At 72.5% G+C, this 12,390-nt stretch carries 9 protein-coding genes; 4 read left to right on the forward strand and 5 right to left on the reverse strand.

Annotated elements, in window-relative coordinates; genetic code table 11:
• Window positions 1-16 precede the first annotated feature (16 nt).
• Together ACWCP2_RS35445 and ACWCP2_RS35450 are read right to left on the reverse strand one after the other, a co-directional pair.
• Window positions 17-415, reverse strand: a complete 399-nt coding sequence (locus ACWCP2_RS35445) for an Mpo1-like protein (RefSeq protein WP_450912670.1) — start codon at window positions 413-415, stop codon at window positions 17-19.
• 13 nt (window positions 416-428) lie between these two features.
• Window positions 429-1,208 (reverse strand): M15 family metallopeptidase, encoded by a 780-nt coding sequence (locus tag ACWCP2_RS35450; RefSeq protein WP_450912671.1) that lies wholly within the window; start codon window positions 1,206-1,208, stop codon window positions 429-431.
• Between the two features lie 29 nt (window positions 1,209-1,237).
• Here ACWCP2_RS35450 and ACWCP2_RS35455 point away from each other — a divergent pair, with 29 nt between their 5' ends.
• Together ACWCP2_RS35455 and ACWCP2_RS35460 are read left to right on the forward strand one after the other, a co-directional pair.
• Window positions 1,238-1,747: an NUDIX domain-containing protein gene (locus ACWCP2_RS35455; protein ID WP_450912672.1), complete on the forward strand. Its 510-nt coding sequence runs from the start codon at window positions 1,238-1,240 to the stop codon at window positions 1,745-1,747.
• A 253-nt stretch (window positions 1,748-2,000) separates the two neighbouring features.
• Window positions 2,001-3,842, forward strand: coding sequence for a M1 family aminopeptidase (locus ACWCP2_RS35460; RefSeq protein ID WP_450912673.1), 1,842 nt, complete (start codon window positions 2,001-2,003; stop codon window positions 3,840-3,842).
• A gap of 65 nt (window positions 3,843-3,907) precedes the next feature.
• Here the strand turns inward: ACWCP2_RS35460 and ACWCP2_RS35465 are convergent, their stop codons facing one another.
• Window positions 3,908-6,370, reverse strand: a complete 2,463-nt coding sequence (locus tag ACWCP2_RS35465) for a glycoside hydrolase family 31 protein (RefSeq protein WP_450912674.1) — start codon at window positions 6,368-6,370, stop codon at window positions 3,908-3,910.
• 259 nt (window positions 6,371-6,629) lie between these two features.
• Between ACWCP2_RS35465 and ACWCP2_RS35470 the strand changes: the two genes are divergently transcribed.
• The gene (locus tag ACWCP2_RS35470) at window positions 6,630-8,609 is read left to right on the forward strand and encodes an acetoacetate--CoA ligase (protein ID WP_450912675.1); all 1,980 of its coding nucleotides are present in this window, start codon (window positions 6,630-6,632) and stop codon (window positions 8,607-8,609) included.
• Between the two features lie 69 nt (window positions 8,610-8,678).
• Complete coding sequence (locus ACWCP2_RS35475) at window positions 8,679-9,614, forward strand: hypothetical protein (protein ID WP_450912676.1); 936 nt, start codon at window positions 8,679-8,681, stop codon at window positions 9,612-9,614.
• 89 nt (window positions 9,615-9,703) lie between these two features.
• On the opposite strand, the gene ptsP is transcribed toward ACWCP2_RS35475, so the two are convergent.
• Entirely contained in the window at window positions 9,704-11,374 is a 1,671-nt protein-coding gene (ptsP, locus tag ACWCP2_RS35480) for a phosphoenolpyruvate--protein phosphotransferase (protein ID WP_450912677.1), read from the reverse strand.
• Window positions 11,375-11,446: 72 nt separating this feature from the next.
• Window positions 11,447-11,896: a PTS sugar transporter subunit IIA gene (locus ACWCP2_RS35485; RefSeq protein WP_450912678.1), complete on the reverse strand. Its 450-nt coding sequence runs from the start codon at window positions 11,894-11,896 to the stop codon at window positions 11,447-11,449.
• Between the last annotated feature and the right edge of the window lie 494 nt (window positions 11,897-12,390).

The raw sequence follows: 12,390 nt of genomic DNA on the forward strand, positions 1-12,390 counted from the left end.
AATCGTCAGGAGTCTGTCAGGGAACGCTCGGGAACGCACCCCCGGGAACGCCGGCACCACCGGTGCCGCACTCCTCGCACGGGTTCTCGGCGAGCCACTTCCGGGCGATCTCCCCGAGCTCCGCGTCCCGCCCGGCCAGCATCATCCGGATCATCCGCGCGTCCCCGCGCAGCGACCACGCCGGATTGCCGAAGGTGGCGGGGTTGTTCCCCTCGATCAGGAAGTGCGCCGGCCACGCGGTCCCGTACCCGATCAGGGGGAGCGCGGCGAGGTAGCGCTTGCGGCCCCGCGCCAGCCCGTACGCGGTGATCGCGAGGCCGGTGAGGGTGCCGGTGAGATGGATCCAGCGGGTGGCGGCGCGGGAATGCATGGCGACGTAGTAGGGCCAGAACTCCTCGTACGAACTGAATGTCATGCGGGCACGGTACTCAGCGGTGGAGGGAGGCGACAGAGACCGGAAAATCGAAATGCGTGTCCGGGAACGCCTCCGGTGCGTACGTGAAGTGCCACCACTCCTGGGGCAGGTTCACGAACCCCTGCCGGCCGAGCACCCGCTGGAGGAGCTCTCGGTGCTCGCGGGCCGCGCCCGTCACCCGCGGGCTGTCGGTGTGCGCGAGCGGATCGAAGTAGTCGAACGGGGTCCCCATGTCGAGGGGCTCCCGGCCGGGCTCCGTCAGCGTCACGTCGACGGTGCTGCCGCGGCTGTGCCCGGACCGCTCGGCGATGTACCCCTCCGGGATCAGCCGGTCCTTGGCCACCTCCGGATAGAACTCCGCCTTGGTCGACTGATCGGCCCCGTCCCGGGCCCACCGTACGAACCGGTCGACGGCCCGCTGCGGCCGGTAGCAGTCGTACACCAGCAGCGAGTACCCGCGCCGCAGCACCTCGCGCTGCGCCCGCCGCAGCGCCTGGGCGGCGGGCCGGGCGAGCAGGCAGACGGGCTCGTCGTAGCCGTCCACGACCGCCCCGGTGAAATTGTGCGGCGTGGCGTACCGCATCTCCTGCCCGATGCTCGCATCCACCTCGGCCACGGCCACGAACCCGCCGCCCGGCGCGGCCACCCCACCCGGCCCGGCCACCCCACCCGGCCCGGCCACCCCGCCCGGCGCGGCCACCGCCTCCGGTGCGGCGCCCGCCCCCGGCGCGGCCATCACCCCCGCCGCGGCCAGCACCGCCAGCACGCCGAACCGTCCCGCAACGACCGTCATCCGCATGCCCCTTGGCATACCATCGCCGCATGCCGGCGCACCTGAAGGACTCGCACTGCTCCGCCTGTGGAGCCCTGTTCGATTCGGCCGACTGGCCCCGTACCTGCCCCTCGTGCGGCGCGGTCGCCTACCGCAATCCGCTCCCGGTCGCCGTGGCCCTGCTCCCGGTGGAGGACGGGCTCGGCACCGGCCTGGTGGTCATCACCCGCACCATCGAGCCCGCCCTCGGCGCCGTCGCCCTGCCCGGCGGGTTCATGGACTTCGGCGAGGACTGGCGCGAGTCGGTCGTCCGCGAACTCCGCGAGGAGACCGGCATCCACGCCGCCGCCTCCGAGGTCGCCCTCGCCGACACCCTCAGCTCCCCGGCCGGCCATCTGCTCGTCTTCGGTCTCCTGCCCGTCCGCCCGGCGGCGTCCCTGCCCGTGTCCGCCCCGACGGACGAGACCACCGGCTGGCACATCCTGCGCGGCCCGGAGCAGCTGGCGTTCCCGCTGCACACGGCGGTGGCCGGGGCCTGGTTCGAGGGCCGCTACCGCTGAGCCGCCGGCCGCTACCGCTGAGCGGAAGCGGCTGGCACCGCTGAGCCGATCCGGCTGGCACCCCCGAGCCGTACCGCCCACAGGACCCCGCCGTTCGGAGAACGAACCCTTTACCTGCCGCTGATGGCATGCTCCGGTCAAATCTGCCAGGCTTCCGGCAGCCGTCACCCCCGCGGCTGCCCTCCGGCGTACCCAGGCCGGCCGGGCAGCCACCGAGCAGGCCGCAACCCCGGCCGCCTCAAAGGAGTTTCGTGTGAGAGCCACCCCCCACAAGGCCCTCGCGGCGAGTGCGTTCGCCATCGCCGCACTGCTGGCCGCCGCCCTGCCCGCCCTCCCGGCGGCAGCGGCGCCCACCGCCTGCACCCCCGCTCAGGTGGTCGCCAACGGCGGCTTCGAGAGCGGTACGACCCCCTGGACCCAGTCGCAGACCGGACTGATCACCAATCGCACCGGCCAGAGCGCCCACGGCGGTACGTACTTCGCCTGGCTCGACGGCGTCGGCAGCACCCACACCGACACGCTCACCCAGAGCGTCACCATCCCCTCCGGGTGCAGCAGTGCGAGCCTCACCTTCTGGCTGCACGTCGACACCACCGAGACCACGACGTCGACCAAGTACGACAAGCTGACGGCGAAGATCGGCACCACCACGCTGGCGACGTACTCGAACCTCGACAAGAACACCGGCTACGCCCAGAAGACCTTCGACGTGTCCGCGTTCGCCGGCCAGACGGTGAGCCTCGCCTTCACCGGCACGGAGGACTCCAGCCTCAAGACCAACTTCGTCCTCGACGACATCGCCCTCGACACCTCCGGCGGCACCACCCCGCCCGGGGACTCCACGCGGACCCCGGCGGCTCCCGCCTACACGGTCAGCCTGAGCAGCAACGCGGCCGGCACCGTCTGGACCGGCCACGAGAGCGCCTCCTTCACCAACGCCTCGGCGACCGCGCTGAGCGAGGTGTACCTGCGGCTGTGGGACAACTACCACGGCACGTGCGCCGCGATGCCCATCGTGGTCAGCAACGTCACCGGCGGTACGGCGGGCGCCCTGTCCGTCAACTGCACCGCGCTCAAGATCGACCTGCCGGCGCCGCTGACGCAGGGCCAGAGCGCCACGATCGGCTTCGACCTCGGCATCACCGTGCCCAGCGGCGCCGACCGCTTCGGCTACGACGGAGCCTTCAGCTTCATCGGCAACGCCCTGCCCGTGCTCGCCGTCCGGGACGGGGCCGGCTGGCACCTGGACCCGTACACGAACAACGGCGAGTCGTTCTACTCCCTGGCCTCCGACTTCAGCGTCGCCCTCGACCACCCGAGCGGCCTGCTCGTACCGGCCACCGGCGCATCGGTGGACACCCCCGGCACCAGCGGCCGTACGGTGACCACCGCCACCGCCTCCAAGGTGCGCGACTTCGCCTGGGCCGCCGGACCGTTCAGCAAGATCTCCGGCACCTCGGCCGCCGGAACCCCGGTCAACGTCTACTCCGTCTCGGGCATCAGCGCCTCGGACTCCCAGTCGATGCTCACCACGGCCAAGTCCGCGGTCGACGCCCACTCCGCCCGCTTCGGGGCCTACCCGTACGGCGAACTGGACGCGGTGATCGACAACAACTTCTGGTTCGGCGGCATGGAATACCCCGGGTTCGTCCTCGACCTGGTCAGCACCACCGCGCTCACCCACGAGATCGCCCACCAGTGGTGGTACGGCATCATCGGCGACGACGAGTACAACAACCCGTGGCTGGACGAGGCGTTCACCGACTACGCCACCGACCTCGCGCAGAACAAGACCGGCGCGAGCTGCTGGAACAGCGTCTCCTGGGCCTCGTCGGCGGAGAAGATCAGCAACTCGATGGCCTACTGGGACACCCACTCGTCCCGGTACTCCACCGTCATCTACGGCTACGGCAAGTGCGCCCTGCACGACCTGCGCAGGGTCCTCGGTGACACCGCCATGGCCAAGCTGCTGAAGGACTACGCCACTTCGCACTGGTACGGGGTCTCGACCACGGCCGAGTTCAAGGCGGCCGCCCAGGCCGCCACGACCACGGACCTGACCAGTTTCTGGACCACGCACCGCATCGACGGCTGACCCGGACCGGTCCGCCGGGGACAGCGCCCCAGGGCGCCCCGGCGGACCGGCCCCACCCGTCCACCTCAGAGCCCCCGCAGCACCACCCCGTCCACCCGCTCCCCGGCCTCGTCCTCCACCACCACCGCGTCCCCGGCCCACCGCACCACGTACCGCTCCACCTCGCCCGGCTCGAAGCCCGGCCCCGGGTCCCGGATCACCACCCCGCCGCCCGTGCGGCCCCGTGCCGGAGCCCACGCCTCCAGGGCCACCGACCCGTCGGCCGCCCGCACCGGCAGCAGCGAGCCGGCCCGTGCCAGGACCGGGATCCGGTCCACCGGGGCGTCCAGCAGGACCTGCCCCGGCCCCTCGTACGCGCGGCCCGTCGCCGTGTCGTACCAGCGCCCGCGCGGCAGCCGCACCGCCCGCCGGTCCGACCCGCACTCCAGCACCGGGGCCACCAGCAGGGCGTCACCCAGCAGGAACGCGTCCTCGCAGTCCCGGAGCACACGGTCCTCGGGAGCCCCCCACCACAACGGCCGTACGTACGGCGCCCCGGTCCGCCGTGCCAGATGGGCCAGCGTCACGAAGTACGGCCGCAGCCGCTCCCGTTCCGCCAGGACGGCCCCCGCGGCCCGGGCGGTCTCCTCCCCGAACTCCCACGGCTCCCGCCGCCCCGCCCAGATCGCCGAGTGCGTCCGGAACAGCGGCAGGTACGAGCCCAGTTGCAGCCACCGCAGGTACAACTCCGGCGAGGGCGAGCCCCAGAAGCCCCCGACGTCCGGCCCCGAGTACGGCACCCCGCACAGCCCGAGCCCCAGGACCAGGGCCAGCGAGGCCCGCAGCCCGTCCCAGCTGCTCTCCACGTCACCGGACCACGTGCCCCCGTACCGCTGCATCCCCGCCCACCCCGACCGGGAGAACAGGAACGGCCGCTCGGCCGGGCGCAGCCGTACGAGTCCCTCCCAGCCCGCGCGCGCCATCGCGAGCCCGTACACGTTGTGGGCCTCCCGGTGGTCCCCGCCGGCCCCCTCCAGGGCGTGCCGCGCCGAGCGGGGGAGCGTCCGGTCCCCAAACGGGGCGAAGGAGACCGGCTCGTTCATGTCGTGCCAGACCCCGGCGAAGCCCTGCGCGAGCCGCTCCCCGTACAACTCGCCCCACCACCGCCGCACCGCCGGATCGGTGAAGTCCGGGTACGCGCACTCGCCCGGCCACACCTCGCCCCGGACCTCCTGCCCCGCCGCGTCCCGTACGAAGGCCCCGTGCGCGCCGACCGAGAGCCCCGCGGCGTGCAGCGGGTCGCCCGTCTTCACCGCCGGGTCGACGATGGAGACCAGCCGCACGCCGCCGCCGCCCAACTCCTCGGCCAGTCCCGCCAGATCGGGAAACCGCTCGCGGTCCACGGTGAAGACCCGGTGGCCGTCGTAGTGGTCGATGTCCAGATGGACGGCCGACAGCGGCAGCCCCCGCTCGGCGTACCCCGCCACGATCCGGCGGACCTCCGCCGCACTCCCGAACCCCCACCGCGCGTGCTGGTACCCGAGCGCCCACTCCGGCGGCACCGCGGCCCCGCCCGTCAGCCCCGACCAGCCCTGCAATACGCGCCCGGGCGGCCCCACCAGCACCCAGCACCGCAAGGGCCCTCCCTCCATGCGCAGTTCGCAGGAGCCCGGCCGGTCCGCCCCCGAGCCGGCGCCCTCCTCGCCCTCCCGCAACACCACCCGGCCGTCCCAGGAGTTGTCGTGGAACACCAGGTGGGTGCCCGCATCGGCGACCACCAGCTGCACGGGCATCGTGATGTACAGGGCCTCCCCGCCGGAACCGCCCCCGCCCCCGAACCCGCCCTTCGGATCGGTGTTCCACAGCCGGTAGCTCCCGTCCCGCAGCCGCGGCCCCACCGCCCGCCCGCCGAGCCCGAACACCCGCGCGTCGGCCGCCACCTCACTCCGCACCAACCACCGCGCCGCGCCCGCCACCCCGCCCCGGCCCGCACTCGCGCCCCCGGCCGCCCCGTCGCCACCACCCGCTCGGCCCGCAGAACCCGTCCCGTCCGCACCGCCCGCATCCCCCTCGCCCCCGCCCGAGCCGGCCGGCTCCCACCACCGCGGCGGCAGGTCCCGCCGCAGCACCGTCCCGCCGGGGGTGCGCACCTCCACCGCCCCCTGCCGGGACACCGCCACCGTCACCCGTTCCGAGACCACCCGCCAGCCGCCGTCGGTGTCCGGCTCCAGCACGGCCCGCGGATCGGGTTCCGGCCCGCTGCCGACGACCGCGTACGAGGGCGTCGGCTCGGCCCCGTCCCAGCCCCAGAACACCGCACCCCCCACGGTGACCCGCACCAGCAGCTCCGAACGGGTGAACCGGAGCACCCCACCGCCCGGCAGGGCCTGCGTACCGGTCAGCAGACCCGGCACCCGCGCCCGCTCCGCGCCCCTGGGCGCGAGCCCCACCGCGTCCACGCGCCGGTTGCGCCACGCGGAGCGCCAGGCACGCCGCCCCCGCTCGTCCCCGAGGTCCTTCACCGCACGTACCAGCCCACGACCGTCCATGGCGTCACCCTGCCACCGCGACCCGCCCCAGAAGGCCCCGTTCAACTGCCGTTCACCCGCAAAAGGATCACGGCCGACCGCCGATGACGGCTCTGGTGCGGATGTCGATCACATGGCATCGTCCCTGTGAGCCCCCGTGCGCACACCCCGCGCGCGGTGGCACCGTACGAAGACCACACACCACACCACACGCCACATCCACGCCAGACCACGCCACGCCCACGAGGCGCGCACCGCAGACGTGACCGGGAGCCGACGCATGACCGCAGCAGCCACCTCCTCCGAGCCCCTCTGGTCCCCGGGCCCCGACCGGATCGCCGCGGCCCGGATCACCGCCTTCCAGGCCTGGGCCGCCGAACACCACGGCGCCCCCGCGGACGGCGGCTACCCGGCCCTGCACAGCTGGTCCGTCGACGAGCTGGACACCTTCTGGCAGGCCGTCGCCGAGTGGTTCGACGTACGCTTCACCACCCCGTACACGTCCGTCCTCGCGGACCGGTCCATGCCGGGCGCGCGCTGGTTCGAGGGCGCCACCCTCAACTACGCCGAACACGCCTTGCGCGCCGCCGAGGACCCGGCCCGCGCCGCCGACGCGGCCCTGCTCCACGTGGACGAGACCCACGAGCCGACCCCCGTGACCTGGGCCGAGCTCCGCCGCCAGGTCGGCGCGCTCGCCGCCGAACTGCGCGCCCTGGGCGTACGCCCCGGCGACCGGGTCAGCGGCTACCTCCCCAACATCCCCGAGGCCGTCACCGCGCTCCTCGCCACCGCCGCCGTCGGCGCCGTCTGGACCTCCTGCGCCCCCGATTTCGGCGCCCGCAGCGTCCTGGACCGCTTCCAGCAGGTGGAGCCGGTCGTCCTCTTCACCGTCGACGGCTACCGATACGGCGGCAAGGAGCACGACCGCCGCGAGACCGTCGCCGAACTGCGCGCCGAGCTCCCCTCGCTGCGCGCCGTCGTGCACATCCCGCTCCTCGGTACGCCGGCCCCCGCGGGCGCCCTCGACTGGTCGGCGCTCACCTCCGGCGACACGGAGCCGGTCTTCGAGCCGGTCCCCTTCGACCACCCGCTCTGGGTCCTCTACTCCTCCGGCACCACCGGCCTGCCCAAGGCCATCGTCCAGTCCCAGGGAGGCATCCTCCTCGAACACCTCAAGCAGCTCGGCCTGCACTGCGACCTGGGCCCCGAGGACCGCTTCTTCTGGTACACCTCCACCGGCTGGATGATGTGGAACTTCCTCGTCTCCGGCCTGCTCACCGGCACCACCGTCGTGCTCTACGACGGCAGCCCGGGCTTCCCCGACACGGGCGCCCAGTGGCGCATCGCGGAGCGCACGAAGGCCACCCTCTACGGGACCTCCGCCGCCTACGTGATGGCCTGCCGCAAGGCGGAGGTCCACCCCTCCCGCGACTTCGACCTCTCCTCCGTCAAGTGCGTGGCCACCACCGGCTCCCCGCTGCCGCCCGACGGCTTCCGCTGGCTCCACGACGAGGTGGCCGAAGACCTCTGGATCGCTTCCGTCAGCGGCGGCACCGACGTCTGCAGCTGCTTCGCCGGCGCCGTCCCCACGCTCCCCGTCCACATCGGCGAACTGCAGGCGGCCTGCCTGGGCACGGACCTCCAGGCCTGGGACCCCGCGGGGAAGCCCGTCACCGGCGAGGTCGGCGAGCTCGTCGTCACCAACCCCATGCCCTCCATGCCGATCCGCTTCTGGAACGACCCCGACGGCAGCCGCTACCGCGACAGCTACTTCGAGATGTTCCCCGGCGTCTGGCGCCACGGGGACTGGATCACGATCACCGACCACGGCTCCGTCGTCATCCACGGCCGCTCCGACTCCACCCTGAACCGCCAGGGCGTCCGGATGGGCTCCGCGGACATCTACGAGGCCGTCGAGCGACTCCCGGAAATCAAGGAATCCCTGGTCATCGGCCTGGAGGAGCCCAACGGCGGGTACTGGATGCCGCTCTTCGTCCACCTGGTGCCCGGCGCCGTCCTCGACGACGCCCTGCGCTCCCGGATCAAGGCCACGATCCGCGAGGAGCTCTCCCCGCGCCACGTCCCCGACGAGATCATCGAGGTCCCGGGCATCCCCCACACCCTCACCGGCAAGCGCATCGAGGTCCCGGTCAAGCGCCTCCTCCAGGGCGCCCCCCTGGCCAAGGCGGTCAACCCCGGCTCGGTCGACAACCTCGACCTCCTGCACTTCTACGAGGAGCTCGCCCGCACCCGCGGCTGACACGACGGCCACTGTCAGTGGCGATGATTACTCTGAGTGAGCAAGCGATCGCGTCACTCAGGGGGACCCATGCGCCGCTCGAACGACACCGGAACCCACACCGGAACCCGTACCACCGCCCCGCGCCCCGCCCGCACCGGCAGGCGCCGCACCCTGCGCCGCGAAGTCCCCAGCACCGTCGGCCTCCTGGCCGACGCCGGGGACTTCGCGGCCATGCGCCGGTACCGCAGCTTCGCCTTCGACCACCACCGCGACTACCTGGACCAGGTGGACCGGCTGCTCCGCTCCCTCGCGGCCCAGGGCATCCACACCACGGTCGCCGTATTCGATCCGGTGGAGTACGCCGACTACTGCGCGGACCGCGGGCTGGACCCGGACACCCCCGGGTCCCGCACCCGCTTCACCGCCGAACTGGGCGGCGCCACCGGCGGCCTCCCGTATGCCGGCCAGCCCATCGACGAACTGGTCCCGCTCCTCGTGGACGCGGCCGTCCGGCAGGCCACCTGGGAGTACGCGAGCGCACTGCTGGCCGAAGTGGGCCGCTGCGCCGACTGCGGGGAGGACATCGGGACCGCCTCCCTGGAGCGCGCCGCCGAGGCACTCCGGCGCCTGGTGGACGGGGCCGGTCCGGGCCACCACCACCTGGTGTGCAGCGTCCCCGCGCCGGAAGAACAGCTCGTGGCGGTCCTGCACGCCGAAACCGGCAGCGGCCCCCGCGGCCGGCCCCGCGTGGACGGCCGCGACGGCCTGGACTTCGTGACCGTCCTCGCCGCGGGCCTGGCCCTCGGCGGACCCGGGGGCCTGGTCCTGCGCACCACCACGGAGGACGACCGGGACCGCGTCCACGGCTGGCGCCTGGACCGCGGCCGCCTGGTCCCTCTCTCGGCGGCGGCCGTCTTCAACGCCTACTGCACCGACGCCGACACGGGAGAGCCCGTGAGCCCCGAGCCCGGCGTCGAATACAGCCCCGGCTACGAGGTGGACGAACCGGACCCGCACCACTGAGCCGGGCGCACCCACCGGCAAACGGCCGAGGGGCCCTCGCCACCGGCGAAGGCCCCTCGAACGTCGACCACGCGTCGACCCGGCGTCGGCTACTCGCCGGACAGCACTGCCTGGGCGGCCACGCGGGCCTCTTCGGCGGTGTCCGCGGCACGCGCGGCGGCAGCCGCACGCTCGCACTGCGCGAGGGTGTGCTTGGCCAGCGTCGCCCGCACGTAGGGAATCGAAGCGGCGCCCATCGACAGGGAGGTGACACCCAGACCCGTCAGCACACAGGCCAGCAGCGGGTCGGAGGCGGCCTCGCCACAGACGCCGCAGCTCTTGCCCTCGGCCTTGGCGGCCTCGGCCGACATGGCGATCAGGTCGAGCAGCGCGGGCTGCCACGGGTCCTGCAGCCGCGATACGGCACCGACCTGACGGTCGGCGGCGAAGGCGTACTGGGCCAGGTCGTTGGTGCCCAGCGAAAGGAACTCGACCTCCTGGAGGATCGAGCGCGCCCGCAGCGCGGCGGAGGGGATCTCCACCATCGCACCGAACTTCGCCTTGAGGCCGGCCTCGCGGCAGGCGTCCGCGAACGCCTTGGCGTCGATGCGGTCGGCCACCATCGGGGCCATGACCTCGAGGTAGACCGGCAGCCCCTCGGAGGCCTTGGCCAGCGCGGTGAGCTGCGTGCGCAGCACGTCCGGGTGGTCGAGCAGCGACCGCAGGCCACGGACACCCAGAGCCGGGTTCGGCTCGTCGGCCGGGGTCAGGAAGTCCAGCGGCTTGTCGGCGCCGGCGTCCAGGACGCGTACGACGACACGACCCTCGGGGAAGGCTTCGAGCACCTTGCGGTACGACTCGACCTGCTTCTCCTCGGTCGGCGCGTGCTTGCTGTCGTCGAGGAAGAGGAACTCGGTGCGGAACAGGCCCACACCCTCGGCCCCGGCATCCACGGCCGCCGGCACGTCCGCCGGACCGCCGATGTTGGCGAGCAGCGGCACCTTGTGACCGTCGGACGTCGCACCCGGACCGGAGGACGCGGAGAGAGCGGCCTTGCGCTCGGCGGCCGCGGACTCCAGCTCGGCCCGCTTCGCCGCGCTCGGCTCCACGAACAGGTCGCCGGTGCTGCCGTCGACGGCGATGACCGTACCTTCGGCGATCTCGCCGGCACCCGGCAGCGCCACGATGGCCGGCACGCCCAGCGCCCGCGCGAGGATCGCGCTGTGGCTGGTCGGGCCGCCTTCCTCGGTCACGAAACCGAGGACCAGAGCCGGGTCGAGCAGAGCGGTGTCGGCGGGAGCCAGGTCCCGCGCGATCAGCACGTACGGCTCGTCGCTGTCGGGCACACCCGGCATCGGCACGCCGAGCAGGCGCGCGACGATGCGGTTGCGCACGTCGTCCAGGTCGGCCACGCGGCCGGCCATGTACTCACCGGCACCGGCGAGCAGGTCGCGGTAGGCGGCGAACGCGTCGTACACACCGCGCTCGGCGGTGCTGCCGACGGCGATGCGCCGGTCGACGTCCGCCATGAGCTCGGGGTCCGTGGCGATCATCGCCTGGGCCTCGAGCACGTGCTGGGCCTCGCCACCGGCCAGCTGGCCCCGGGCGATCAGGTCGGCCGATACAGCTTCCACGGCCTGACGGGCGCGCCCCTGTTCGCGCTCCGCCTCGTCCGCGGTGATCTGCTTCGCCGGCGGTTCGAGAACCGCCGTGCCCATGTGCCGAACCTCGCCGATCGCCACACCGTGGCTCACGCCGACGCCTCGCAGCGTTGTCTCCATTTCACCTGTCTCCGATTGAGCGGCGGGTCCACCCGCCGCGTTGGATGTGCCAGTGCGTCTAGAAGGCGAAGGTCACTGCCAGCCGAAGAGGGCGTCCCCGGCCTTGACCTCTCCTGCCTCGACCACGCCGGACAGGGAGTCGGCAGTCGCTTCAAGTGCCACGACGGGGCAGATGGGGGACTTGCCGGCGGCCTCGACCGCGGCGGGGTCCCAGCGAATGACCTCCTGGCCGCGGGTCACGGTGTCGCCCTTGCTGACGAGCAGCTCGAAGCCCTCGCCGTTGAGCTGAACGGTGTCGATGCCCAGGTGCGTGAGCACTCCGTGGCCCTCGCCGTCGACTACGACGTACGCGTGCGGGTGCAGGGAGACGACTACACCGTCTACGGGGGACACCGCAGCCGAAGGCTCGCGAACGGGATCAATGGCGGTGCCCGGTCCCACCATCGCGCCGGAGAACACCGGATCGGGCACTGCCGCGAGTCCGATGGCGGTCCCGGCAAGTGGGGACGTCACGCTGGTCATGGGGGCCTCCCAGGGGTGGGGCTTCGTCGTGTCGCCGTCACTACCTGTCGCGAACGGCGTACTCTCCAGAAGGATAAGTCACAAGATGTTCGGGTTCGCCCGATGTTGGTCCCGATCCGGACTGGTCCTTCGGCACGGAGACTAGTGGACTAGACCGGTGGACTAGACCATACGCCTGAATCGATTTGCCTGGGCTCCGGCAGACCTGTACTGTCGTGACTCCCGCCACGAGGCCCCGCGTGAACATTTCGCGAACGGCCGATGGACGGGACTCCCCCTCTCTTCAGTTCTTTGATCTTCATCTCGCCTCCTTTCCGCATGCCTATTCGGCAAACGGAGAGTGGTCAGAGGGAAAGAAAAAGACTGATAGAGTCGGACTCGCCGGAAAGGGAAACCGCGAAAGCGGAGGACCTGGAAGGCGGAAAACAAGCGAGACAGACTCTGATAGAGTCTGAAACGCAAGAACAGAACAGAACGAAAGCCCGGAGGAAAGC

It is taken from the genome of Streptomyces sp. NPDC002104, assembly GCF_053593795.1.